Origin of the sequence: Proteus genomosp. 6 (genome assembly GCF_040139785.1) — a bacterium.
In the GTDB taxonomy this organism is placed as follows: domain Bacteria; phylum Pseudomonadota; class Gammaproteobacteria; order Enterobacterales; family Enterobacteriaceae; genus Proteus.
Genome location: NZ_JBEEVJ010000001.1, coordinates 303,463 through 329,197, shown reverse-complemented (window position 1 = coordinate 329,197; position 25,735 = coordinate 303,463). Strand labels below are relative to the sequence as shown.

Below are 25,735 nucleotides of genomic sequence, written 5' to 3'. Positions count from 1 at the left end.
TATTTAATCAATTGATATTTAAATAGAAATTTAATTATTGAAATAGTTAAAATGAAAAAACTCACCGAGTTGGTGCAAAAATACGGCTGCTATTTTGATAAAAGCGAGATAATGAGGAAATAAAAAAAGACACATACATAAAGATGATGTGCCCTCTAAAATTATATTTTTTATTTAAGGTTATTATTCTACTTCAACAGGTTCTTGTTCTTGTAAAGACTCTCTGACTTGCTGTAATTGATACATATTATAATATCGACCTTTTTGTGAAAGTAACTTAGCATGATCACCCTGTTCAACAATTGCACCACGATGAAGCACCACAATCTCATTGGCTTCAATAATAGTGGAAAGTCGATGAGCAATAACAATCAGTGTTGTTTTTTCCCTAACTACTTTTAACGCCTTCTGTATGGCTTGTTCTGTTCCTGAATCAATATTTGCTGTTGCCTCGTCCAAAATAAGAATACGAGGAGGTATTAATAATACACGCGCCAATGCAAGTAATTGTTTTTGTCCAGCGGATAAGCGGCTACCTTGCTCACCGAGTTCTGTTTGTAGTCCTTCAGGTAAGGCTTTAGCCCATTGATCAAGTTGAACTGTTTCTAATACCTGCCATAAATGTGACTCATCACATTCACGCCCTAACGTAATGTTGTCATGCAGTGAACCTGATAATAAAACGGGATCTTGCTGCACCATTGCAATACCACTGCGTAATGCAGTATGAGAATAGTCCTCTAAAGGTTGCCCATCTAAATGGATATTTCCTTTTTGCCAAGGGTAATTTCCCATTAATAAACTTGCTAGAGTGCTTTTGCCACTCCCTGTATGCCCAACGAATGCGACAAAATGACGAGCAGGAATAGTTAAATTGATATCTTTTAATACCCATTGCTCATCACGATACGCAAACCAAAGAGAGTTAACATCGATATTACCTTGAGTGATGGAATGTGATGATGAACCGTAGTGCTGTAAAGGCGCATCCATCAGTTCAAAAACACGCTCACCAGAGACTACCGCCTGTTGCAAAATCGATTGCTGAGATGTCAATGTGATCAAGGGTTCATTTAATCGACCTAAATAACTAATAAACGCATAAATAACCCCAACACCAATAACTGCACTGCCCTGATACCCAAACAACATTAATAAGCCACACAGAACCAACGCAGAGAGCATACTTAATAAAGGACGTAATAACAGACCATCCAGTTTTAACGCTTTCATACGTGCTTGGTAATGTTGCCAACTGTCATCTGACATTCTTTCACCAAATCGAGCTTGCTGCCTAAATTGCTGAATAACTGACATGCCATTGATAACTTCGTGGAAACCATCATTTATATTGGCTAAAAAGTGGCGCACATTGCGAACTATTGGCGTGCTTAGTCGCTGATAAAGCATCATCACACCTATCACCGCAGGAAATATCATCATTGCAACAAGCGCCATTTGCCATTCTAATAAAAACATAGCTATCAGCATTACAACCACTAAAGCAATTGCTCGGAATAATGTCGGCAAAACGTTCACGAACAAATCTTTAATCGTCTCTGTATCATTTGTTACACGAGAAATTAACTGCCCCACAGGCTGATTATCAAAAGCACTTAATGGCTGTTTTAGAGCCGCACTCATTACATCAGTACGTAATTGTTGTACAACCCCAACAGCGGCATGATTAAACACAATGGCCTGATAATAGTGAAGTGTAGCGGCGATCACCTGCAAAAGAATAAAAGCCAATGCTAGACCTAATGATGACATTAATTCCACATTATTCGTGGCAACTTTTGCATCAATAAAATAGCCAACAATTAATGGTCCCCCCACTTCTGCAACGGCGGCTACCCACAACATAATGACACCCCATGCCATTGATTTTCGGTAGGTTTTACCATAAGTCAAAAGACGCTTTAATGTAGGCAATAGCGCTTTAACGGATTTATTTTTATTCATCGTCATCCAGCGCGGCCTCTAATTGCTGATAATGGTACATATCTTGATACCAACCTGGTATTGAAATTAATTGCTGATGTGTACCTTGCTCTATAATCTCACCTTGTTTTAAGACTAAGATATTCGTAGCACCAACTAATGCAGATAAGCGATGAGCGCTGATAATTAATGTTCTATCTTTTCGCCATTGTGACAAATTTTGCAGAATTTGATATTCAGTTTGTCCATCAACAGCAGATAATGCGTCATCTAATAATAAAATTTCGGCATCCAATAATAGTGCTCGGGCAATAGAAATACGCTGTTTTTGTCCACCAGATAACATCACACCTTTTTCACCTACCTGTGTTTGATACCCTTCAGGTAAGCGTAAAATATCCTCGTGAATATTTGCCAATTTCGCAACAGACTCTATTTCTTCTTTTGTCGCATCAGGACGACCTAAGGCAATATTTCCCGCGATGGTGTCTGAAAATAAGAAGGGGGTTTGATTAACAACAGCCAATCGTGCTCGCCATTCATCTAGTTTCAATTGATAAATAGGAACTGATTGAAAACAAATTTCACCTTCAGTGACATCGTAAAGTCGTTGAATGGCACTAAGTAATGTACTTTTACCACTTCCTGTCACACCACAAATACCTAGCATTTCACCCGGTGATAATGTGAAATGAATGTTTTTCAGTGTTTGTGTCGTTTGTTCGGGATATTGGAAACGTTTGATATTAACAGATAAGACTCCTCGACCTTGCTTTGGTGATAATTCACCATCAACCATATCGAGTTTTTCATCCAATAAACTATTAATTCGACTATAAGCAGCACTGCCACGCTCAACAATATTGAACATCCATGCTAAAGCCAGCATTGGCCAGATCATTTGCCCCAAATACATCACAAAGCTGGTTAATTCACCCAATGTCATTCTGCCATTAATAACAAAATAGCTGCCACCAGCAACAGCGAGTAAATTAGCAAAACCAATAGCCATAAAAATAGTAGGATCAAATAGCGCATCAATTCTTGCAACGCGCATATTTTGTCGTCCAGTTTCTTTTGCCACATCATCAAAACGGGAGGCATGCTGTTGCTCTAGTCCGAATGATTTGATCATACGAATACTACTCAAGCTTTCTTGTGCTTGATTATTAAGTGAAGAGAAAAGTGCCTGTGCGGTTTTAAAGCGACTATGTAATTTATCGCCATATCGCTTAATCAAAATTGCCATGATTGGCATAGGTAATAATGAAATCAGCGTCAGTTCCCAACTTAACTGAATACTCATCATGACAAGAACAGCAAGCCCCATAACCATAGAGTCCACTAAGGTCAGTACACCTTCACCCGCAGCAAAAACCACTTTATCAACATCATTGGTGGTACGTGCAATTAAATCGCCTGTGCGATAACGATGATAAAATGAAGAAGATTGTTGATTAAGTTGTTGATAAATTTGCATCCGCAGTTTTATTGCTAATTGATAAGATGCACCAAATAACCAAAGACGCCAAAAATAACGTAAAAGATAAACCGCGAGGGCAATTAATACCATCACGCCAATCCAGTTGATCACTTGGCTAAACGTCAGACTATGGTTATCGACACCATCCACAATGATCCCAACAATCTTTGGAGGGATCACCTGTAATACTGCGATAACCATCAATAAGAAAATGGCACCTACATAACGACGCCATTCACTGAGAAAATACCAACTGAGCTGTGAAAATAGAGCCACGCCTTAAATCCTAAGGTTATACAAAAAATAAAAGTGCCAGTTGGTAAAGATGAACCTTATTCAGGTATCGGCATTGCCGTTGTGTATTTAATTTTTTCCATTGCGAAGTTAGAAGTCACATCAATAAGACCCGGTACGCCATTAACCATACGCTTATAAAATAGGTCGTAACTTTTCATGTCTACTACTTCAACATGCATTAGATAATCACACTCACCCGCCATTCGATAGAATGTCAGTACTTCTGGCATTTGCTTAACAAATGAAACAAACTGTTCGTACCATTCGCTATTATGTTGCTGTGTTCTAATCATAACAATAACTGTTAGACCTAGCCCGATTTTTTCACTATCAAGCAGCGCAACGCGCTTACGAATATACCCTTCATCCTCTAGTCTTTTCAATCGTTTCCAGCAAGGTGTTGAGGTTAGGTTAACAGCCTCAGCCAAAGTATTCAGTGAGAGGCTTGAATCTTCCTGTAACAGCGCTAATAGTTTACGGTCAATCTTATCTAACATAGATACTCCTTCAAAATATGCCCCTACAAAAAATAATGATAACCTGCCCCTTACTATAAGAGTAATCATCTAATGATAAATCGGTAATAAATTGCCATAATATATGTACTTTTATGCGTACTAATCCTTATAGAAATTCAATATTCAGGAGTATTCTGATGAAAAAAACGGTCGTTGTCTTTAGTGGTGGACAAGATTCGACAACCTGCCTTATTCAAGCGTTGGAAGAGTACGATGAAGTACATTGCATTACATTTAATTATGGGCAACGCCATAAAGAAGAAATTGAGGTAGCACAAAAAGTTAGTCAATTACTAGGTGCAACCGCTCATAAAGTTTTAGATGTAAGTTTACTCAACGAACTCGCCATCAGTAGCTTAACTCGAGACAATATTCCTGTTCCTGATTTCAAAGAAAGTGAAGAAAGTGATATTCCTAGTACCTTCGTACCAGGTAGAAATATCCTTTTCCTCACTTTGGCTGCAATTTACGCTTATCAAATTGGTGCAGAGAGTGTCATCACTGGTGTTTGTGAGACAGATTTTTCTGGTTACCCTGATTGTCGTGATGAATTTGTAAAAGCTCTGAATCATGCTGTCAGCTTAGGTATTGCTCGTGATATTCAATTTATCACGCCATTAATGTGGCTAGATAAAGCCGAAACGTGGGCTCTCGCTGATTACTATAAAAAGTTAGATTTCGTTCGTCATGAAACTTTAACTTGCTATAACGGTATTCAGGGGGATGGCTGTGGTGAATGCGCAGCTTGTCATTTAAGACAACGCGGATTAAACACCTACTTAGCCGATAAAACACCAATTATGCAGACAATGAAACAGAAAGTGGGTCTTAAATAATCATTGGAATTACCTTATTAATTATCATTGCTACCTGCCATTCTATTCACTTATGCAGTGATAATTCATCAAACATTATCACTGCATTAAATTATCTTAGATTAGCCTGAAAGCATTTAATAAGAGCTCTCTAATACTCTCTTTGTGTATTAGGAAGATTGGCGTACATATTCAAGCTTCTCTCTTAACTGTTCTGTTAATGTCAGTGCTTTTTTGGTATTGATATCAACAAGAACAAAAGTAATTAATGCATCAGAGATAAGCGCACCGTCTTTTTTTCTCACAATCTTTTGAGAAAGTACGCCACTTTTAATTCCCACTTCAGCAACATCACAATCAATAAGTAGCTCATCACCTAAACTTGCAGGTAAGCGATAATTGATATTGATATTAGCAACCACTAATGCCAAGCCATTGCGCTTAAACCAATCAAAATCTAAATGTTGCTCAATCCAATCCCATCGAGCTTGTTCTAAAAACTCAAGGTAACGCGCATTATTCACATGTTCAAAAACATCTAAATGAAAGCCATAAACTTTAATTAACGTACTCATATCAATTTATTACCTCTTGATTATTCTAATAAACTTTTTATAAAGTTTTTTTGCGATACCATAAATATAGCCAAGAAAATAAATTTAGTAATTTCTGATATAGGTTTATCTTGTTTTCTTTTAACAAAGAAAACGCTAAGAAAACGTGTTTCTCTCATCAAAATAAAAATCAAAGAGAAACACGGAGATTTTCAATCAGTATTCACGTTTCTGCTATCACTTATACTCAACATCGTATAAGAATGAATACCTTAATTAATAACGATAAAATCACGATTTTGATCAACTAACTTCATACCAATTCCAAAAACTTTTTCAAGTTCATCAATAGAGGTAAAACGCCCTAACTGTTCGCGGTAATCAATAATGGCTTGCGCTTTCGCTTTTCCGATCCCTTTTAATCCCATTAGTTCATCTACTGTTGCTGTATTTAAATTAACTTTACCTTCTGCACTGGCTTTGTTTTCTTTAGCATCACGAGTAACAGATGAGTGAGTTTCAATAGAAACTGTTGGTGTTGAAGCTGGTGTTTCTTCTGCATAAGAGAAAGGAGAAAGCCCTAATCCCAAGGCAAGACAGATAGAAGCCATAAAACCTGACAACATTTTTTTATCCATTTTCATAATCATAATTTCCTTTTATTCAATAATTTTAAATTCAATAGCAAACAGAGATTTCTGAATGCAGAAAAAGAATGCCAATATACTGATAAATCATCAATTGTATAAAAAGAGAACTACGAGAAGGCAGGAAAAATAAAAATGAATAAAAGAAACATTACAAGAAATTGTCGGGCTTGCTCTCAAATATGAATTTTTCGAAAAGCGAAGCATTTGCTTCAATGATCAAGAATAGTAACCATAAAAAAACCCAGCTTTATGCTGGGTTTTCAATGCAATAACTCAAATTCGATTATTGATAATCTTTATCAAAAATTTCAATTTTAGCGTTATCTTTTAGGTCACGTAATATGAGTTGTAACGCTTCTTCGCCCATCTGAGCACGATAGAGATTAGTCATAAACTCTAACTGTTCAGATGTTGGTTTGCCGTCTGTTACGCTATCTAATTGAATAAGGACAACTTTAGTACCTGGTACATTAGTCATACCATACTCTTTTTTGCCTTCAGCTGGCTTTGGCATAGAGAAAATCGCGGTTTGTACTACATCTGTTGCAGATGAGTGAACAATGCTTTCTTCACTACCAAACGAAATGTTAGCAGCTTTCAGTGCTTCTTCGCCTTTACCTTCTTTTAATGCAACTAAAAGTTTTTGGGCTTCTGCATTCATTGCTTGCGATGCTTTTTGCTGTTTAACCAGCATAACAACTTGATCACGTACTTTGTCTAATGGTTGGGTTGCTGAAGGCTTGTAACCTTCTACACGCACGATAAATGCACTGTCATTACCTAACGTCACCATGTCTGAATTCATGCCTGTTGGGCCATTTTCATCCACTAATGAACCACCAAAAATTAACTGGGTGAGTTTTTCATTATTTAATGGTGCAGGAACCGTATTTTCATCAAACCAATCAGTATTAACCACGGTCACGTTGCCCGCATTTGCAGCAGGAGCTAATGTGTCGTTGTCATTAGATGCAGCTTGGCTCACTTTTTGTTGTAATGCGAAGAAATCATCAATTGCTTTGTTTTCACGCATTTTTGCCAGTAAATCTGTTTTCACTTCATCAAATGGTTTTACAACAGATTGTTTGACATCATCAAGGCGGAAAATTGCGTAGCCATTGCTGATTTTAACAGGTTCAGAGATTTGACCTTTTTCTGTCAAACTTGCATTAGCAAGCTCTGGTAACTCTTGTCCAATAGTTATCCAACCTAAAGAACCATTTTGTTTCTTAGAGAAACTATCAATAGATTTTTCTTTCACTAACGAAACAAAATCAGCACCTTTTTTCAGCTCGTCTTCTGCCGCTTTAGCTGCTGCTTCATCAGCTAAGACTAAGATGCTGTACTGTTTCTGTCCTGCTGCCGTGAACTCATCAATATTACTATCGTAGTAAGCCTTTGCTTCTTCATCAGTAATGTTGATCTTATTAAAATCTTTTTGAGCATTTAATTGGATATAGCTAATTTTAAATTGCTCTGGCGCGATGAACATTTGGTTATTTTGCTCATAGAACGCTTTCACTTCTTCATCAGATGCCGTTTCTTTTTCAAGGAATGGCTGAATGTCTAATGATGCTAAACGTACATTACGGCTTTGTAGCATTAATCCCGCAAATTCTTTAACTTCGCTATCTAAGGCAAAATCCGTACCTTGGATAGAAAATTTTAATTGCTGATTAATAAGGTTTTGACGAATACCTTCTGCAAAAGCATCTGCATCAATATTATTGCCTTTCAATAAATCGACATATTTTTTATTGTCAAATTTGCCGTCAGTTTGAAAGTAAGGAAGTGCAAAAATGGCATCTCTAATTTGCTGATCACCGGCTGAAATACCCAGATTTTGTGCAAATTGATCAAGTAATGCTTGGTTGATCAGTAAATCAAGCGCTTGTTGGCGAATAAGTTTCTGACCTTCTTCTGATGAAGCAAGAGCAGCAAAATTTTCACCCATATCTTGTTGTAATTGAGCACGACGTTGCTGATAAGTTTGCTCTAATTGAGAACGGCTAATTTTATATCCGTTAACTTCAGCTGCATCATTAACGCCTGAACTAAAGAGATATCCGCCCACACCAGTTAGGACGAAGGAGAGGATGATCACAGCTAATAATATCTTTATAAATGGATTATTAGCAGTGGAACGAATGTTGTCCATCATAACGAGACGAGGCTCCGTTTGGTGAAATAAAAATTATTTTTTATGGGTGTTACACGACTATTTTGAGCACAGCGAAAAGATAATATGCCCATGCTGGCTTAATATCAAAATGTCACGACACGCGACAATCATTAAAAACAGCCAGTCCCGTATTAATGCGCAGTCTTAACACGCACTTTCTATAACTAAGAAAAAACTAAACAGCATTATTTGATTCATTGATTACGATAACCATTTAACTCACCACTGAATCATTCATTGTTGTCTATTTCAGTTATAGAACAACGCGTCATTCTATCAAATGACTACTTCAGTTTCACGTCTTATCGCCAGAGAATACAAGGTTTAATCGTGATTTATAACCTAAAAAAGAAAAGCGCATCTCAAAAAGATGCGCTTCATTTTTTAATTGAGTCGTTTTCTGTTTACCCATAACGTTAAGCTAATAACAAATTGGCAGAAAATAAGTTCAACTATTATTGATTAACTGCGTCTTTTAAGCCTTTACCTGCACGGAATGCAGGAACTTTTGCAGCTTCAATTTGAATTTCTTTACCTGTTTGTGGGTTACGGCCTGTACGAGCTGCACGATCACGTACAGTGAAAGTACCGAAACCTACTAATGCTACATCATCACCTTTTTGTAAAGATTCAGTGATAGAAGCAACCAGAGCATCTACAACACGACCTGCTGCCGCTTTTGAGATATCTGCATTTGCAGCAATTTTGTCGATCAGTTGAGTTTTATTCACGCTTTCATCCCCATAATTTTATGCGTTATTTTTCACCATTAATGGCAAATTTTGCAAACGTCGTTATATCAAGCCTTTTTAGATATAGCAAGACCGATAAAACAGCATTTTTAATTAAAATCCCCATTAAATTAGCGACACAAAAAAAGGCTGGCAAGCTTTTATTACTTATCCAGCCTTTTTTTTAGCTATTATTTATGACTAATATCACTCTTTAGTGTGATTTATCAGTCACAACTTCCATGCCAAACGGCGAGTTTTGCAGGGCTAGCGATAAAACTTCCTCAATTGTTTTCACCGGGTGAATATCCAGGTCAGCAACAATATTTTCAGGAATTTCTTCTAAATCACGTTTATTTTCATCAGGGATAAGAACTGTCTTAATTCCACCACGATGTGCAGCAAGTAACTTTTCTTTCAGTCCGCCAATTGGCAAGACATGTCCGCGTAACGTAATTTCGCCCGTCATTGCAACATCAGAACGCACAGGATTACCTGTTAGGCTTGATACCAATGCAGTGCACATTGCGATACCTGCACTTGGACCATCTTTTGGTGTTGCGCCTTCAGGAACGTGTACGTGAATATCACGTTTTTCATAGAAATCGCTATTAATACCAAGTTTATCCGCACGAGCACGAACTACCGTCATTGCCGCTTGAATAGACTCTTGCATTACTTCACCTAAAGAGCCGGTGAATGTCAGCTTGCCCTTACCTGGTACACTTGCTGTTTCAATAGTCAGTAAATCACCACCAACTTCTGTCCATGCAAGTCCTGTTACCATCCCTACTCGGTTTTCTGTGTCAGCACGACCGTAATCAACTTTACGAACACCTAAGTAGTCTTTGAGATTATCTTCGTTAATCTCAATATGTTTGATTGTGCTATCCATTAGCAGTTGTTTTACTGCTTTACGGCATAATTTAGAAATTTCACGCTCTAAACTACGTACACCCGCTTCACGCGTGTAATAACGAATAATGCCCATAATTGCGCTGTCATGGATTGTCAGCTCACTTGGTTTTAACGCATTACGTTCAATCTGTTTTGGTAACAAATGTTGCTTAGCAATATTCAGTTTTTCGTCTTCGGTATAACCTGATAAACGAATAACTTCCATACGATCTAACAACGGTGCCGGTATATTCATGGAGTTAGATGTCGCCACGAACATCACATCAGACAGATCGTAATCAACTTCCAGATAATGGTCGTTAAATGCGATGTTTTGTTCTGGATCTAACACCTCTAACAGTGCAGAAGCCGGATCGCCTCGCATGTCTGATGACATTTTATCAATTTCATCTAACAGGAAAAGAGGGTTTTTAACGCCAACTTTCGCCATTTTCTGAATTAATTTGCCTGGCATAGAACCGATGTAAGTACGACGGTGACCACGGATTTCAGCTTCATCACGCACACCACCTAACGCCATACGAACATATTTACGGCCAGTTGCTTTAGCAATAGATTGACCCAGCGAGGTTTTACCCACACCTGGAGGCCCTACTAAACACAGGATTGGCCCTTTAATTTTGCTAACACGAGACTGTACCGCGAGATATTCAAGGATACGCTCTTTAACACGTTCTAAACCGTAATGGTCAGTATCAAGAACTTCTTGTGCTTTCACTAAGTCTTTTTTAACTTTGCTACGGCTATTCCAAGGAACTTGAACCATCCAATCAATATAGCTACGCACAACCGTGGCTTCTGCTGACATTGGCGACATCATTTTTAATTTCTGAAGTTCCGCTTCTGTCTTTTCTTTTGCCTCTTTTGGCATTTTAGCAGCGTCGATTTTACGTTTCAGCGATTCCATTTCATCAGGTGCATCATCCATCTCACCTAATTCTTTTTGAATAGCTTTCATTTGTTCATTGAGATAATACTCACGCTGACTCTTTTCCATCTGCTTTTTAACGCGGTTACGAATGCGTTTTTCAACTTGTAGCAGATCGATTTCTGATTCCATCATTGCCATTAAATATTCAAGGCGTTCTGTGACATCAGACATTTCAAGTACAGCTTGCTTATCTTTTAATTTCAGCGGCATATGAGAAGCAATGGTGTCTGCTAATTTCGCTGATTCTTCGATAGCATGTAATGAGGTCAATACCTCTGGCGGAATTTTTTTATTCAGCTTGATATAACCTTCAAACTGATTAATCGTTGTACGATTTAAGACTTCCTGTTCGCGCTCATCAACGGCCGGCGTTTCAAGGTATTCTGCTTTCGCCTGAAAGTATTCACCATTGTCAGATAACGTCGTAATTTTGGCACGACGAATACCTTCAACAAGCACTTTCACTGTTCCATCAGGCAGTTTTAGCATCTGTAAAACAGACGCAACTGTACCAACAGAAAAAAGATCATTAACACCTGGTTCGTCAGTAGATGCATCTTTCTGCGCAACCAGCATAATTTGTTTGTTGTCGTTCATCGCAGCTTCTAAGCAATGAATAGATTTTTCACGACCAACGAACAACGGGATCACCATATGCGGATATACAACGACATCACGTAATGGCAATACAGGTATTTCAATACGTTCTGGACGCTCAGGATTCATAGAGCTCTCTCTTCGTTTTTAGCTTAACGCTTTTACAGGTAATTTTATTCGCATGTCACCAAATAAAATTAATTCCACGGATTGTCAAAATATATAAGGGCACTTTTCTGACATTCAATAGCCTTACCCATTAAAAAAACAAAATGAGGGAAAATTCCCTCATTTTTATTGCGTTGGCGCGCCTTATCTTAAATTTCCCTCTTATTTTGAGAGAAAACTAGATAATGTCAGACAAGAGACATTGCCAAATTACGATGTATTATTCACCAGACGCTTGGTTTTCTAGCTGACTATAAATAATCAGTGGCTCAGATTTTCCATTAATAACGCCTTCATCAATGACCACTTTTTCTGCATTTTCAAATGAAGGAAGGTCATACATCGTATCAAGTAATGCTGCTTCAACAATCGAACGTAAACCACGCGCACCTGTTTTACGTACCATGGCTTTTTTCGCAATCGCAGTCAGCGCTTCCTTACGAAATTCTAAATCTACACCTTCTAATTTAAATAATGCCTGATATTGCTTAGTCAGTGCATTCTTAGGTTCTTGTAAGATTTGGATTAATGCTTCTTCGTTTAATTCGCCGAGTGTTGCAACAACAGGTAAACGACCAATAAATTCAGGGATAAGACCAAATTTAATCAGATCCTCTGGCTCAACTTGAGCTAATAATTCACCTTCGCTAGCTTTCTCTTTTTGGCTTTTAACTTCTGCACCAAAACCGATACCTGAATGTGTATTTAAACGTTGTGCGACAACTTTATCGAGCCCAGCAAATGCACCACCACAAATAAAGAGGATTTTAGAAGTATCAACTTGTAAAAACTCTTGTTGTGGGTGCTTACGCCCGCCTTGAGGAGGCACAGAAGCCACAGTGCCTTCAACTAATTTCAATAATGCTTGCTGTACACCTTCACCAGACACATCACGAGTGATTGATGGGTTTTCAGATTTACGGGTGATCTTGTCAATTTCATCAATATAAACAATACCACGTTGTGCTTTTTGCACATCGTAATCGCATTTTTGTAGCAGTTTTTGAATGATGTTTTCAACATCTTCACCCACATAACCCGCTTCTGTCAGCGTTGTGGCATCTGCCATAGTAAAAGGAACATCAAGGTAGCGTGCTAATGTTTCTGCTAATAACGTTTTACCGCTACCAGTAGGACCAATCAGCAAAATATTACTTTTTCCCAGCTCAACACCATTGGCTTTATCGCCATTACGCAGACGTTTATAGTGGTTATAAACGGCAACAGCCAAAACTTTTTTAGCCAATTCCTGACCGATAACATAGTCATCAAGGTGCTTACGGATTTCATGTGGCGTTGGCAATTCACTGCGTTCATGATGAGGCGCCAGTTCTTTTATTTCCTCACGAATGATATCAACACAAAGATCGACACATTCATCACAGATATAAACCGACGGACCAGCGATCAATTTTTTTACTTCATGCTGGCTTTTACCGCAGAAAGAGCAATACAGAAGCTTCCCTGAGCTATCTTTGCGCTTATCTGTCATCAGTCAACCTCACTTAGTTATTCTTCTTATTCAATTAATAAGAAGAAGAAAGACTTTTTACATAGAGATATTAATAGCCGTTTCCTTTGCGCGATTCTATAACAAAGGAAACGTGTTAATTCAATTGCTATTACAACGTGTAATGATTAGCTACGTTGAGTATAGACTTTATCCACTAATCCGTATTCTAACGCTTCGTTAGCGGATAAGAAACGATCACGCTCAGTGTCTCTTTCTATTTCTTCAATAGATTTACCTGTATGTTGAGCCATTAGCTCATTCATACGGGATTTTACTTTCAAAATTTCTTGAGCATGAATTTGAATATCTGTTGCTTGACCTTGGAAACCACCTAATGGTTGGTGGATCATCACACGAGAGTTAGGTAAGCAAATACGTTTACCTTTCGCACCAGCAGATAATAAGAAAGCGCCCATTGAACACGCCTGTCCCATACAAATGGTGCTCACATCTGCTTTGATATACTGCATGGTGTCATAAATAGACATACCCGCGGTAATCACGCCACCTGGTGAGTTGATATACAGGTTGATGTCTTTCTCTGGGTTTTCTGCTTCTAAAAATAGCATTTGAGCAACGATAAGATTAGCCATGTGATCTTCAACTTGGCCAGTCAGGAAAATAATACGTTCTTTTAATAAACGTGAGTAAATGTCGTAAGAACGCTCTCCTCGCGAAGTTTGCTCTATAACCATCGGCACCAGAGCCATATTAGGTGCGAATTGTTCCTGTGTGTCGTTAAATGACATGTCTGTCTCCTATTGCATTCTTATTGGTGCCAATGACAACAATTTTACTTGAGATAATTGATCATGACCATTTCTAATGATCTAATCTCTCACAAGACATTCAAGGCGCCTCGCGAGGAGTGATAAAGAGAATATAGAATTATCTGGAGATAATCGCTCAAATTTCAAGGCAAAATTTGATAAATATATACAAACTGAAAAAAACCCGTGGTAAAAACCACGGGTTTTTGCTTAAAACCGATATTCGCGGTTAAGAATTAACCCATTTGAACTTCGTTCATCAGTTCAGTGAAGTTAGTTTCTTTTTCAGTTACTTTAGCATTTGCTAAGATTTTTTCTACCGCTTGCTCTTCTAACGCAAGATTACGGATGTTATTCATCAGTTGTTCGTTCTTGTTGTAGAACTCAACAACTTCTGATGGATCTTCATAAGCTGAAGCCATTTCGTCGATCAGTGCATTCACACGGTCGTCTTCTGCTTTCAGTTCATTACTATTGATCACTTCACCTAACAGTAATCCAACGATTACACGACGTTTAGCTTGTTCTTCGAACAGTTCACGAGGTAATTGCAGAGCTTGTTTCTCGTCGCCACCAAAACGTTGAGCTGCTTGACGTTGCAGAACTTCGATTTCACTGTCAACAGCGGCTGCTGGTACGTCAACTTCGTTTGCTTTAACTAAGCCATCGATAACTTGTGATTTAACACGAGTACGGATTGCATTTTTCAGTTCACGTTCCATGTTTTTACGTACTTCAGCACGTAAACCATCAACAGAACCATCAGCAATACCAAAACGCTTGATGAACTCTTCAGTTAATTCTGGCAGTTCACGCTCTTCAACTTTTTTCAGGTTGATAGCGAATTGTGCTTTTTTACCTTTCAGGTTTTCAGCGTGGTAATCTTCTGGGAAAGTCACATCAATTGTGAATTCTTCGCCAGCTTTATGACCGATAACGCCTTCTTCGAAACCTGGGATCATACGACCTTGACCCATTGCCAGTACGAAATCTTCAGCTTTTCCGCCTTCAAATTCTTCACCGTCAATAGAACCGTTGAAATCAACAGTTACGCGATCTTCTGCTGCAACTTCGCCGTCTTTGTCTTTCCACTCTGCTTGTTGCTTACGCAGTGTTTCTAACATGTTATCAACGTCTTCGTCTTTAACAGTAACAACAGGTTTTACAACTTCAATGCTTTCCAGATCTTTCAGTTCGATTTCTGGGAAAACTTCGAATTCTACAGAGTAAACAAAGTCTTCACCTTCTTTGTATTGCTCTGGTTTGTAGTCAGGCGCGCCAACTGGGTTTACTTTGTTTTCGATGATAGCGTTAATGAAATTACGCTGCATCAGATCACCCAGAACATCATTCAGCACTGACATACCGTAACGCTGTTTAACCATTGACATTGGAACGTGACCTTTACGGAAACCATCAATGCGAACAGTTTTAGCAGCTTTTTTCAGTTCACTGTCTACAGCAGTTTGGATATCAGCGGCTGGTACGGTGATTGTGACACGACGCCCTAGGCCTTGAGTCGTTTCAACAGAAACTTGCATCTTGTTACCTCAAAATAAGTTTTAGTGCTCGGTCTACTTTAAAGGAAACTAACATGATATTGACATGTTTAGGTTTATTTTCCTTTCAGAACCGGGGCCGCCACATTTAAAAAAACGAGGATCCCTGATATCAGAAGCATCCCGAAACCTTACTGAAAATTAGACGCGACATTATAACGATCTAGAGGGGTTGAGTCGAGAAAGAGCCGTTTTATTCCTCAATTTTTTCATAAAATCGAGCAACTCACCCCTTTTTCCCTCTATAAAGAACAAAAAATACGCATCTTAGGATCTATTTACTCACGATTAACGATAAGGTTGTTAATCTTCTTGGCTTCCGCCACGACACCCAGGAGAGCGCAATGCTTTATCCTGCTGTTCATTCCATTCGCTCAAAGTAAAAGTGTGTAATGCTAATGCATGAACACCATTTTCCATTTCATGAGCTAATGTTTGGTACACATCACGATGGCGCGAAACACTACGTTTCTCATTAAAATCATCACAAACGATAATGACTTTAAAGTGGCTTTCAGAGCCTTCGGGCACATTATGGCGATGGCTTTCGTTTATTACTTGTAAAAAATGCGGTGAAAAGCGTGAAATCAGCTTATTCTCAATATCATCACGGATCATCTCTGCCCCTAATACTCTAGCCTTTATACCACGGCAAACCAAAAACAAGTCAACCAGACTATATCGATTTAGTCGTTATCAATACAAAATGATGGGCTTATTCTTTTTAATTTTGCTGATGATAATCGCTTATTTTTCATCTTGAGTAAAACCATTGACCGAATATTGTCAAATACATGAGCAAAAATGAGAGTAATTTGAAATAAAATCAATTGATAAAATCAGATAATTTCGTTCGTTAAGGGGATATTAGCAACCTACCAGCAGTGGTATGATAGGCTAAAGTTTGAAGCCTATTCTACTTGTTAACACAACAGACATATTTAACCGAGATTACCTCATGATTAAAAATTTACTCTGTGCTGTTTTTGCATTAACACTGCTTTCAGGTTGTGCAACTCCTAGTAACAAATTATCTATTGAGCCCACGATGTCAGTTCCTGCGGCTGACCCTACGATGCGCCCTATTTCACTGAATATTTCAAGCCAAGACAAACGTGCATCAAAAAATCTAGCGGAAATCAACCGTAACGGTAAATTAGATATCCTTGTTCCATCTCGTGACATTGCATTTTTAATGCAAGAAGTTCTACAAAAGCAAATGGCAGCGCGTGGTTTTATGATGGGTTCTCCTGCTTCTGCTGATGTGATTATTGTTATCAATAAACTCAGTGCAGATGTGGGTGAAGGAAGTGTTCGTCATAATATCAGTGCAAAAGCGGATATTTCAGTTATCGTCACCTTACCGAATGGCAGTTCTAATACCAAAACATTCCGTACTAGCTACAATGTTCAAGGTCCATTTGGTGCAACTAATGAGAAAATTGCCGCCGCGATTAACAATGTCTTAAGTGAACTCGTTAGCGATATGGCAAAAGACGCTTCAGTCAGTCAATTTATCAAATCTAACGCCCGTTAATTTTATTAGAATAAACGACCTGTTATCTCAAACAGGTCGTTGAAAGGAATTTTTGCATGGTTCAGCCCACCTTCAAACAAACCACTTGGTATAAATCATTTATTCTTCTATTACTTGGCTTTACTTCTGGATTACCTCTGGCACTCACAGCGGGTACATTACAAGCTTGGATGACAGTAGAAGATATCGATTTAAAAACCATTGGTTTTTTCTCATTGGTGGGACAAGCCTATGTTTTTAAATTCCTCTGGTCACCCTTTATGGATCGCTATACCCCATCTTTTCTTGGTCGACGCCGAGGATGGATGTTGCTCACTCAAATAGGGTTAGTGCTTGGTATTGCAGGGATGGGCTTTTTAAATCCTAACGACCATTTATGGTGGCTTGCCTCTTTAGCTGTCATTGTTGCCTTTTGTTCCGCTTCACAAGACATTGTTTTTGATGCCTATAAAACCGATATTTTAAAAGCCGATGAACGTGGTACTGGTGCTGCAGTTTCTGTATTAGGCTATCGCATAGCAATGCTTGTTTCTGGAGGAATGGCACTTTGGTTAGCGGATAAATATATTGGCTGGCAAAACATGTACTGGTTAATGGCTGCCTTAATGGGTATTGGTATTATTGCCACATTACTTGCCCAAGAGCCCGAAACCGCCGTAAAGCCGCCACGTACACTCTATGAAGCTGTTATTGAACCTTTATATGAGTTCTTCTCTCGTAATAATGCTTGGCTAATTTTACTGCTTATTGTGCTGTATAAAATGGGTGATGCCTTTGCCCTTAGTTTAAGTACTACTTTTCTGATCCGCGGTGCTGGATTTGATGCTGGTGAAGTAGGATTAGTGAATAAAACACTTGGGCTTGCCGCCACGATTGTTGGGGCATTACTAGGTGGTTTATTAATGCGCCGTTGGAGTTTATTTAAAGCACTGATGATTTTTGGTATTTTGCAAGGCGGTTCAAATATCGGTTATTGGTATTTAGCTATTTCGGAGCAAAGTATTTATAGCATGGGTGCAGTAGTTGCATTTGAAAATATCTGTGGCGGTATGGGAACAGCAGCATTTGTTGCCCTCTTAATGACGCTTTGTCATCTCTCCTTTTCAGCAACACAATTTGCGTTGCTCTCGGCTCTCTCTGCGATTGGTCGTGTTTATGTTGGCCCAGTTGCAGGCTGGTATGTTGAAAGCCATGGTTGGGAAGCATTTTACCTTTTTTCTATTGTTGCTTCTGTACCCGGTCTTATCTTGCTGTTGATTTCGAAAAACACACTTATTTATACGCAAAAAACAGGTGAATTCCTTAGAAGAACTTTGTTTATTAAACAATACCGTTTTGCTATTTATGGTTTGATGCTGACTGTTCTTTTCTTTCTTTGTAGTTTAATTCTAGTGATCACAAATTCACTACCAACTTTAGAAATGTTCCAGTCTGTCGATTTTATTCAATCAATAGATACTGATAGATTAAGTTCTTGGGCTTCAACACTCTTTTTATATGGTGTTATTGTTGGTGCGGTAAGCCTTGTCTTTGGCACAATCCTAGATTATTTAGCACTTAAGAAAACAACACACTAATATTGTTGCTTTCTTCACTATATTCGTCAGAAAAAAGGACAGCTTAAGCTGTCCTTTTTGTATTCTTAATAGAGAAAACAGTAAGTGACTATTTAAATAATGTTGAACTATCTAAATAACCTAACTTTGACTGATTTACCTTTGATTTTACCTTGTTGCAGCTGTTTCCAGACTTGTTTTGCAATAGATTGTTTCACAGCAACATAAGCATGTGTTGGGTTGATCATAATTTTACCAATATCGGCACCATTGAAACCCATATCACCCGTTAATGCGCCTAAAATATCACCTGGGCGCATTTTGGCTTTTTTACCACCATCAATACATAATGTTGCCATTGTTGCTTCAAGAGGCGTAATTTGTAGCCCAGTAGGTACTGGTAACCAATTTATCTTCATATGAAGCATCTCTTCTAAAGCGTTAGCACGCTGAATTTCTTCTGGTGCACAAAAGCTAATCGCCAATCCACTTTCACCCGCTCTGGCTGTACGGCCAATTCGGTGAACATGCACTTCAGGATCCCACGACAATTCGTAGTTAATCACCATTTCTAACGCTTTAATATCAAGTCCACGAGCTGCAACATCTGTTGCTACTAATACACGACAACTCCCATTAGCAAAGCGAATCAGCGTTTGGTCACGCTCTCTTTGTTCCATATCGCCATGTAAAGCAAGCACACTTTGGTTGCTTTCTGTCAGTGTTTCATACACATCTTGGCAATCTCGCTTTGTGTTACAAAATACAACGCAAGAGGCAGGCTGCTCACGACTTAACAGCTTTTGCAGCAATCCTATTTTTCCATGACGAGATATTTCATAAAACTGCTGCTCAACAGCAGGAAGTTCATCAACAGAGTTTATTTCAATAGTTACTGGATTTTGCTGAATTTTACGGCTAATTGCTGCGATCTCATTTGGCCAAGTTGCAGAAAAGAGTAACGTTTGACGTTCCGTTGGCATACGAGAAATAATATCGTTGATATCATCAAAAAATCCCATATCCAACATTCTGTCTGCTTCATCTAATACCAATGTTTTCACATCATCTAAAGTGACAGTCTCTTTTTTTAGGTGATCAAGCAATCTACCTGGTGTTGCAACAATAATATGTGCAGCATGTATTAATGAATCACGCTGGATACTAAATGGAACGCCACCACACAGCGTTAATACTTTGATATTTGGAAGGTAACGAGCAAGGCGACGTAACTCATTTGCAACTTGATCAGCAAGTTCTCGCGTTGGACATAAAATAAGTGATTGAGTATTAAACTGTTTTGCATCAATGTGTTGCAAAAGCCCCAAACCAAAAGCAGCTGTTTTACCGCTGCCTGTTTTTGCTTGAGCGCGAACGTCTTTTCCTTCAAGAATAGCGGGCAAAGCGGCTTCTTGAACTGGAGTCATAGTGAGATAACCCAATTCATTAAGGTTAGCGAGTTGTTCAGTAGGAAGTGCGTTAAGTTCAGCAAATGAGGTCACAATGAAAATTCCAAGTAAGATAAAAACGAATATTGGTTAATGATACTATCCCTTTATTCCTGTGTCGTGAGGTATTTTTACGCGACTTTTACTACATATTTTTCTTTCTTCTTTTAATTTCTTTTTTCCTTGCCAAAAAAACCAGTTATTAAGCGCTCAATCCATTCAAAACAGATAAAATAATAAAAATAAACTAAACAATACTAAAATTCCTACTTTTAATTATCAATTTAATATTCTAGAAATAGATCTTAATTTCAAAATTATGATCTACAAATTTAAATTTAGTAGTTTATAGTTTCAAAATATATTAAAAAACAAATTCATCGCGAAATTATTTCATTAAATTTAATTGAGATTAATAATGATAAAAAAAACATTTTTATTAACCATCGCAAGTACACTTTCTTTATCAGCTCAAGCTAGCTATTTAGGTGGCTTCGCTAATACCAGTATCAATTATCTTGATTGGACTTCTCATACAACACACAAAACAGGGAAATCTTCTCATAAAGATGATTTTGCCTATTTAGAGCTTGAAGGTGGTACCAATTTTTCATGGGGCGAATTTTATGGCTTCTTTGATCTAGAAAACCCATTTAATCCTCGGAAAACACAACCGGGTGATAATCAACGTTATACCGTTAAAGCAACAAGCCGTATTTATTTAGGTGAAAGTCCTTTTAATTTATACGGGCATGTTTACGGCACATGGTCACTTCCAGGAAAAGAAAACGGTGGCAACTTCCATGAAGTTAATACGCTTTACGGTCTAGGCTATAACACACAAATTGATAATTTATGGTTTAAACCATTCGTTGCGCTTCATTATGTCGATCAAACTTATTATTCAGGAAATAATGGCTACGTCATTGGTTGGGTTGCTGGATATGATTTTTCCATTAGAGATCAGAAGGTTAGCATTAGCAATTGGCATGAAATGGAATTTAGCCGTCATAAGCGTTACGGCAATGGTGGGCAAAATGGGTTCAATGGCGCTTTAGCTTTTTGGTGGCATCCAACGACCTCTATTACTACGGGTATTCAATATCGTTATGCTTATAAAAAGCTAGGCGAAGATTTTCTGCAAGACGGCATTATATATAGCTTGAAATATAATTTTTGATCGTTAATTGTTAATTTTTATTACAGCGAAAGCATTTTTATTCGCTGTAACCTTTTTTTATCACTTAATGAAAAACTTTCTCATTGGATATAAATATTCATCAAATCACTAATTATCAATATAAAAAATCAAACAAGCATCAAATATAGATATTAAACATCAATATAAAAAGGATTTTACCCATCAACTCTCCTCCGACCTCTAATTTGTTATTTTTTAATCAGAATACGTTTTCTTACACTTTTTACTGCATTTTTATTTGTAAAAATATGTATTTATTTTAAAAATATGGTACTTTATGAAATTATAGTTAATACGCAATAATTAAATTAACATTTATTTAATAGTTTGATTACTTGTGATCACATTAACACAAAAGACTAACCAACCACTTACTTACCATTACAATTGTTTACACTGTCGCAACCTTACCGTAAAATGTCCTTACTGATACTGATGAAACAACAATAGAACCTTTGTCATTTGGGTCGTTGGATGAGACTTATGAAATACATAAAAAGTATTGGGACACTTTCGCTATTAGTTGCAGCTCTTCTATTAAGTGGCTGTGATATGGCGTTAATGAATCCCAAAGGCGCTATCGGCGCTGAGCAAAAAACATTAATCCTCATTGCGCTTGGTTTAATGTTAATTGTTGTGATACCGGTAATACTGATGGTGATTGTTTTCGCTTTTCGCTACCGTGAATCTAATACTAAAGCCACCTATCGCCCAAACTGGGCTCACTCAAATAAAATTGAACTTGTCGTTTGGACTGTGCCAATTATCATTATTGTGATTTTGGCAACGATTACATGGAAAACAACCCATGAGCTTGATCCTTACAAACCATTAGAGTCCACAGAAAAACCTGTCACCATTGAAGTTGTTTCAATGGATTGGAAATGGTTATTTATCTATCCAGAACAAGGTATTGCAACAGTTAATGAACTGGCTTTCCCTACTAATGTTCCTGTTAATTTCAAAATCACTTCTGACTCTGTCATGAACTCATTCTTTATCCCTCGCTTAGGTGGACAAATCTATGCGATGGCAGGAATGCAGACTAAATTACACTTAATTGCTAATGAACCTGGTGAATATCAAGGTATGTCAGCTAGTTATAGTGGACACGGTTTCTCTGATATGAAATTTACAGCGATTGCGACACCTGATCGTGCCGGTTTCGATGCGTGGGTTGAAAAAGTCAAACAATCGTCAGATACGTTAAATACGACCGCTGCATTTAATGAACTTGCTAAACCAAGCCAGAAAAATCCAGTGACCTACTATTCAAGCGTGAAGCCAATGTTATTCCAAGAGACCATTTCTAAATTTGGTCACACAGGTCATGGCGCTCACACCAGTGGCAATCAGACAGCACATGCTGATGCAACAATGAATATGAACATGAGCCATGCGGCGCATGCAGGAGCAGAGGAATAAAGGCATGTTCGGAAAATTAACTCTCGATGCAGTCCCGCTACATGAACCCATTATCGTAGTCACTTTACTCGGTATTGTTCTTGGTGGACTTGCTGTTGTTGGCGCTTTAACTTATTTCCGCAAATGGAAATGGTTATGGAGCGAATGGTTAACCAGCGTTGACCATAAAAAAATTGGTATTATGTATATCATTGTTGCAATGGTCATGATGTTCCGTGGCTTTGCCGATGCGATTATGATGAGAAGCCAACAAGCGCTTGCCTCCGCAGGTGAAGCTGGTTTCTTACCACCTCATCACTATGATCAGATTTTTACCGCACACGGCGTTATCATGATTTTCTTCATGGCAACACCTTTCGTTGTGGGTCTGATGAACCTTGTTGTACCTTTGCAAATTGGTGCTCGTGATGTGGCCTTCCCTTTCCTTAACTCACTGAGCTTCTGGTTCTTTGTAGTTGGTGTGGTACTAATCAACCTTTCTTTAGGTATTGGTGAATTCGCACAAACAGGTTGGTTAGCTTATCCACCACTTTCTGGCTTGGAGTATAACCCAGGAGTCGGGGTCGATTATTGGATATGGAGTTTACAGATATCCGGTATTGGTACGCTTCTAACGGGGGTTAACTTCTTCGCGACTATCCTGCGTATGCGTGCACCGGGTATGAGCATGATGAAAATGCCAGTATTCTCTTGGGCAGCTTTATGTACTAACGTCCTAATTATTGCTGCATTCCCAATTTTAACAGTCACTATTACGCTGTTAACTTTAGACCGCTATCTTGGTACGCACTTCTTTACCAATGATATGGGCGGTAACATGATGATGTACATCAACCTTGTATGGGCTTGGGGTCATCCAGAAGTTTATATCCTCGTTCTGCCAGTATTTGGTGTGTTCTCTGAAGTTACAGCAACATTCTCTAAAAAACGGTTATTCGGTTATACCTCTTTAGTTGGTGCAACTGTCGTTATTACCGTGTTGTCATTTATCGTTTGGTTACACCACTTCTTTACCATGGGCTCTGGCGCCAACGTCAATGCCTTCTTCGGTATCGCCACGATGATCATCGCTATACCAACAGGGGTTAAAATCTTTAACTGGCTGTTTACGATGTATCAAGGTCGTATCGAATATAAAAGCCCAATGCTGTGGACTATCGGTTTCCTTATCACCTTCTCTGTTGGAGGAATGACTGGGGTTCTGTTAGCCGTTCCGGGTGCAAACTTCGTTTTACATAACAGCTTATTCTTAATCGCTCACTTCCATAACGTTATTATTGGTGGTGTAGTATTTGGTTGTTTCGCTGGTATGACTTACTGGTTCCCTAAAGCATTTGGTTTCACTCTGAATGAAAAATGGGGTATCCGTGCATTCTGGTTCTGGTTTATCGGCTTCTTTATGGCCTTTATGCCACTGTACATTCTTGGCTTTATGGGTATGACTCGTCGTTTAAGCCAAAATATCAATCCAGAATTTAACCCAATGCTGCTTGTTGCTGCTGGTGGTGCTGCACTGATTGCTATCGGTATCGCTTGCCAAGTTGTTCAAATCTACGTGAGTATCCGTGACCGTGATCAAAACCGTGATTTAACGGGTGATCCATGGGGTGGACGTACTCTGGAATGGTCAATTTCTTCACCTGCTCCGTTCTATAACTTTGCCGTTGAACCTAATGTTCAAACTCGTGATGAGTGGTGGGATCAGAAAGAAAAAGGCACAGCTTATCAGCGCCCTGCTAAATACGAACCTATCCATATGCCTAAAAATACAGGCGCGGGTGTGATTATTTCAGCATTTAGCTTAGTCCTTGGTTTTGCCATGATCTGGCATATCTGGTGGTTAGCTATCGTTGGTTTCGCTGGCATGATTGTCACTTGGATCGTGAAAAGCTTTGATACAGATGTGGATTACTATGTCCAAGTACCTGAAATTGAAGCTCTCGAGAATAAGCATTATGAAGAACTGAAAAAAGCAGGTGTGAAATAATGTCTACTCAAACTGTAAATAACACAAACGCCCATGAGCATCATGGGCACCACGATGCAGGAGCAACGAAAGTTTTCGGCTTCTGGATCTACCTAATGAGCGACCTTATCCTGTTTGCCAGCTTATTCGCCACTTATGCGGTGCTTGTTAACGGGATTGCGGATGGTCCTTCAGGTAAAGAGATTTTTAGCTTACCGTTTGTTTTAGTTGAAACCTTCTTACTGCTATTTAGTAGTATCACTTTTGGTTTCGCTATGCTGAGCATGAATAAAGGTAGCGTTAGCCAAGTTAATCTATGGTTATTTGTGACTTTCTTATTCGGCTTAGGTTTCGTCATCATGGAAGTTTACGAATTCCATGAGCTAATAGCAGAAGGTTATGGCCCAGATCGCAGTGCATTCTTATCTGCATTCTTTGCATTAGTTTCAACGCACGGTCTTCACGTAACTGCGGGTTTAATTTGGATTGTTATTATGATGATCCAAGTATCACGCCGTGGTTTAACTGAAGTTAACCGCACTCGTTTAAGCTGTTTAAGTCTGTTCTGGCACTTCCTTGACGTTGTCTGGATCTGTGTGTTCACCGTAGTTTATCTGATGGGAGCGATGTAATGAGTCATCCAAATACTTCTCCTTCAGGCGCAAGCCACGGCAGCATGAAGTCTTATCTGATCGGCTTTATTCTGTCTGTTATCCTCACCGTTATTCCATTTTGGATGGTGATGGAAGGAACAGCGACACCAGCAACAATTCTATGGACTGTTGTCGGTATGGCAGTTGTGCAGATTGTGGTTCACTTAGTCTGCTTCTTGCATATGAATACGTCATCAGAAGAGCGCTGGAACGTCGTCGCATTCCTGTTCACACTGCTTATTATCGGCATTGTTGTCGTAGGCTCGTTGTGGATTATGTACAACCTGAACATCAATATGATGATGGATTAAGAGTTGTC

Annotated in this window: 21 protein-coding genes; 8 read left to right on the top strand and 13 right to left on the bottom strand. The window is 38.6% G+C overall.

Going from position 1 to position 25,735, the window contains the following annotated elements:
- Window positions 1-183: 183 nt before the first annotated feature.
- From ABN212_RS01425 to ABN212_RS01415, 3 genes are read right to left on the bottom strand one after another with little or no spacing between them, the layout of a single operon-like run.
- A complete protein-coding gene (locus tag ABN212_RS01425; protein WP_269812633.1) occupies window positions 184-1,971 on the bottom strand; it encodes a SmdB family multidrug efflux ABC transporter permease/ATP-binding protein in 1,788 nt (595 codons plus the stop codon).
- Window positions 1,958-3,703 (bottom strand): SmdA family multidrug ABC transporter permease/ATP-binding protein, encoded by a 1,746-nt coding sequence (locus ABN212_RS01420; RefSeq protein ID WP_198629914.1) that lies wholly within the window; start codon window positions 3,701-3,703, stop codon window positions 1,958-1,960. The genes ABN212_RS01425 and ABN212_RS01420 overlap by 14 nt, the downstream gene beginning before the upstream one ends.
- A 56-nt stretch (window positions 3,704-3,759) precedes the next feature.
- Window positions 3,760-4,221, bottom strand: a complete 462-nt coding sequence (locus ABN212_RS01415) for an Lrp/AsnC family transcriptional regulator (RefSeq protein WP_036911686.1) — start codon at window positions 4,219-4,221, stop codon at window positions 3,760-3,762.
- Window positions 4,222-4,379: 158 nt separating this feature from the next.
- Between ABN212_RS01415 and queC the strand changes: the two genes are divergently transcribed.
- Window positions 4,380-5,078: a 7-cyano-7-deazaguanine synthase QueC gene (gene queC / locus ABN212_RS01410; RefSeq protein WP_198619360.1), complete on the top strand. Its 699-nt coding sequence runs from the start codon at window positions 4,380-4,382 to the stop codon at window positions 5,076-5,078.
- Between the two features lie 149 nt (window positions 5,079-5,227).
- Here queC and ABN212_RS01405 read toward each other — a convergent pair whose 3' ends face one another.
- The 9 genes from ABN212_RS01405 to bolA form a co-directional block, all read right to left on the bottom strand.
- Window positions 5,228-5,632: an acyl-CoA thioesterase gene (locus tag ABN212_RS01405; RefSeq protein WP_099074223.1), complete on the bottom strand. Its 405-nt coding sequence runs from the start codon at window positions 5,630-5,632 to the stop codon at window positions 5,228-5,230.
- A 251-nt stretch (window positions 5,633-5,883) separates the two neighbouring features.
- Window positions 5,884-6,255, bottom strand: coding sequence for a ComEA family DNA-binding protein (locus ABN212_RS01400; RefSeq protein ID WP_349442748.1), 372 nt, complete (start codon window positions 6,253-6,255; stop codon window positions 5,884-5,886).
- A 289-nt stretch (window positions 6,256-6,544) separates the two neighbouring features.
- Complete coding sequence (gene ppiD / locus ABN212_RS01395; protein ID WP_349442746.1) at window positions 6,545-8,422, bottom strand: peptidylprolyl isomerase; 1,878 nt, start codon at window positions 8,420-8,422, stop codon at window positions 6,545-6,547.
- Window positions 8,423-8,898: 476 nt separating this feature from the next.
- The gene (hupB, locus tag ABN212_RS01390; protein WP_036911695.1) at window positions 8,899-9,174 is read right to left on the bottom strand and encodes a nucleoid-associated protein HU-beta; all 276 of its coding nucleotides are present in this window, start codon (window positions 9,172-9,174) and stop codon (window positions 8,899-8,901) included.
- 214 nt (window positions 9,175-9,388) lie between these two features.
- Window positions 9,389-11,749, bottom strand: a complete 2,361-nt coding sequence (lon, locus tag ABN212_RS01385; RefSeq protein ID WP_198619358.1) for an endopeptidase La — start codon at window positions 11,747-11,749, stop codon at window positions 9,389-9,391.
- A 259-nt stretch (window positions 11,750-12,008) separates the two neighbouring features.
- On the bottom strand, window positions 12,009-13,280 hold the full coding sequence (clpX, locus tag ABN212_RS01380; RefSeq protein WP_023580862.1) for an ATP-dependent protease ATP-binding subunit ClpX: 1,272 nt from the start codon (window positions 13,278-13,280) through the stop codon (window positions 12,009-12,011).
- Between the two features lie 146 nt (window positions 13,281-13,426).
- The gene (gene clpP / locus ABN212_RS01375; protein WP_100159251.1) at window positions 13,427-14,050 is read right to left on the bottom strand and encodes an ATP-dependent Clp endopeptidase proteolytic subunit ClpP; all 624 of its coding nucleotides are present in this window, start codon (window positions 14,048-14,050) and stop codon (window positions 13,427-13,429) included.
- Window positions 14,051-14,307: 257 nt separating this feature from the next.
- A complete protein-coding gene (tig, locus tag ABN212_RS01370; protein WP_023580863.1) occupies window positions 14,308-15,612 on the bottom strand; it encodes a trigger factor in 1,305 nt (434 codons plus the stop codon).
- 321 nt (window positions 15,613-15,933) lie between these two features.
- Window positions 15,934-16,248 (bottom strand): transcriptional regulator BolA, encoded by a 315-nt coding sequence (gene bolA / locus ABN212_RS01365; RefSeq protein ID WP_109371700.1) that lies wholly within the window; start codon window positions 16,246-16,248, stop codon window positions 15,934-15,936.
- A gap of 340 nt (window positions 16,249-16,588) precedes the next feature.
- Between bolA and ABN212_RS01360 the strand changes: the two genes are divergently transcribed.
- Both ABN212_RS01360 and ampG read left to right on the top strand, forming a co-directional pair.
- Window positions 16,589-17,167, top strand: a complete 579-nt coding sequence (locus tag ABN212_RS01360) for a YajG family lipoprotein (protein ID WP_198619357.1) — start codon at window positions 16,589-16,591, stop codon at window positions 17,165-17,167.
- Window positions 17,168-17,223: 56 nt separating this feature from the next.
- Window positions 17,224-18,744, top strand: a complete 1,521-nt coding sequence (ampG, locus tag ABN212_RS01355; protein ID WP_198626013.1) for a muropeptide MFS transporter AmpG — start codon at window positions 17,224-17,226, stop codon at window positions 18,742-18,744.
- A gap of 107 nt (window positions 18,745-18,851) precedes the next feature.
- Here ampG and dbpA read toward each other — a convergent pair whose 3' ends face one another.
- On the bottom strand, window positions 18,852-20,225 hold the full coding sequence (dbpA, locus tag ABN212_RS01350) for an ATP-dependent RNA helicase DbpA (RefSeq protein ID WP_198619355.1): 1,374 nt from the start codon (window positions 20,223-20,225) through the stop codon (window positions 18,852-18,854).
- A gap of 352 nt (window positions 20,226-20,577) precedes the next feature.
- Between dbpA and ABN212_RS01345 the strand changes: the two genes are divergently transcribed.
- From ABN212_RS01345 to ABN212_RS01325, 5 genes are all read left to right on the top strand, one after another.
- Window positions 20,578-21,351 (top strand): outer membrane protein OmpK, encoded by a 774-nt coding sequence (locus ABN212_RS01345; protein ID WP_432807460.1) that lies wholly within the window; start codon window positions 20,578-20,580, stop codon window positions 21,349-21,351.
- Window positions 21,352-21,846: 495 nt separating this feature from the next.
- The gene (gene cyoA / locus ABN212_RS01340) at window positions 21,847-22,797 is read left to right on the top strand and encodes a cytochrome o ubiquinol oxidase subunit II (protein ID WP_109371710.1); all 951 of its coding nucleotides are present in this window, start codon (window positions 21,847-21,849) and stop codon (window positions 22,795-22,797) included.
- 4 nt (window positions 22,798-22,801) lie between these two features.
- Window positions 22,802-24,784, top strand: coding sequence for a cytochrome o ubiquinol oxidase subunit I (gene cyoB / locus ABN212_RS01335; protein ID WP_109371712.1), 1,983 nt, complete (start codon window positions 22,802-22,804; stop codon window positions 24,782-24,784).
- Complete coding sequence (locus ABN212_RS01330; RefSeq protein ID WP_036932890.1) at window positions 24,784-25,395, top strand: cytochrome o ubiquinol oxidase subunit III; 612 nt, start codon at window positions 24,784-24,786, stop codon at window positions 25,393-25,395. The genes cyoB and ABN212_RS01330 overlap by 1 nt, the downstream gene beginning before the upstream one ends.
- Window positions 25,395-25,727 carry a cytochrome o ubiquinol oxidase subunit IV gene (locus tag ABN212_RS01325; protein ID WP_006535101.1) on the top strand — a complete coding sequence of 111 codons (333 nt, stop codon included), beginning with the start codon at window positions 25,395-25,397 and terminating at the stop codon, window positions 25,725-25,727. The genes ABN212_RS01330 and ABN212_RS01325 overlap by 1 nt, the downstream gene beginning before the upstream one ends.
- Window positions 25,728-25,735 lie beyond the last annotated feature (8 nt).

Excerpts from the sequence above, each read along its gene's own strand:
- ABN212_RS01325 (WP_006535101.1), top strand. The coding sequence starts at position 25,395 with ATGAGTCATCCAAATACTTCTCCTTCAGGCGCAAGCCACGGCAGCATG.
- ABN212_RS01425 (WP_269812633.1), bottom strand. The coding sequence starts at position 1,971 with ATGACGATGAATAAAAATAAATCCGTTAAAGCGCTATTGCCTACATTA.
- clpP (WP_100159251.1), bottom strand. The coding sequence starts at position 14,050 with ATGTCATTTAACGACACACAGGAACAATTCGCACCTAATATGGCTCTG.
- ampG (WP_198626013.1), top strand. The coding sequence starts at position 17,224 with ATGGTTCAGCCCACCTTCAAACAAACCACTTGGTATAAATCATTTATT.
- lon (WP_198619358.1), bottom strand. The coding sequence starts at position 11,749 with ATGAATCCTGAGCGTCCAGAACGTATTGAAATACCTGTATTGCCATTA.
- ABN212_RS01360 (WP_198619357.1), top strand. The coding sequence starts at position 16,589 with ATGATTAAAAATTTACTCTGTGCTGTTTTTGCATTAACACTGCTTTCA.
- queC (WP_198619360.1), top strand. The coding sequence starts at position 4,380 with ATGAAAAAAACGGTCGTTGTCTTTAGTGGTGGACAAGATTCGACAACC.
- ppiD (WP_349442746.1), bottom strand. The coding sequence starts at position 8,422 with ATGATGGACAACATTCGTTCCACTGCTAATAATCCATTTATAAAGATA.
- ABN212_RS01330 (WP_036932890.1), top strand. The coding sequence starts at position 24,784 with ATGTCTACTCAAACTGTAAATAACACAAACGCCCATGAGCATCATGGG.
- cyoB (WP_109371712.1), top strand. The coding sequence starts at position 22,802 with ATGTTCGGAAAATTAACTCTCGATGCAGTCCCGCTACATGAACCCATT.
- cyoA (WP_109371710.1), top strand. The coding sequence starts at position 21,847 with ATGAGACTTATGAAATACATAAAAAGTATTGGGACACTTTCGCTATTA.
- clpX (WP_023580862.1), bottom strand. The coding sequence starts at position 13,280 with ATGACAGATAAGCGCAAAGATAGCTCAGGGAAGCTTCTGTATTGCTCT.
- ABN212_RS01415 (WP_036911686.1), bottom strand. The coding sequence starts at position 4,221 with ATGTTAGATAAGATTGACCGTAAACTATTAGCGCTGTTACAGGAAGAT.
- bolA (WP_109371700.1), bottom strand. The coding sequence starts at position 16,248 with ATGATCCGTGATGATATTGAGAATAAGCTGATTTCACGCTTTTCACCG.
- ABN212_RS01405 (WP_099074223.1), bottom strand. The coding sequence starts at position 5,632 with ATGAGTACGTTAATTAAAGTTTATGGCTTTCATTTAGATGTTTTTGAA.
- ABN212_RS01400 (WP_349442748.1), bottom strand. The coding sequence starts at position 6,255 with ATGAAAATGGATAAAAAAATGTTGTCAGGTTTTATGGCTTCTATCTGT.
- tig (WP_023580863.1), bottom strand. The coding sequence starts at position 15,612 with ATGCAAGTTTCTGTTGAAACGACTCAAGGCCTAGGGCGTCGTGTCACA.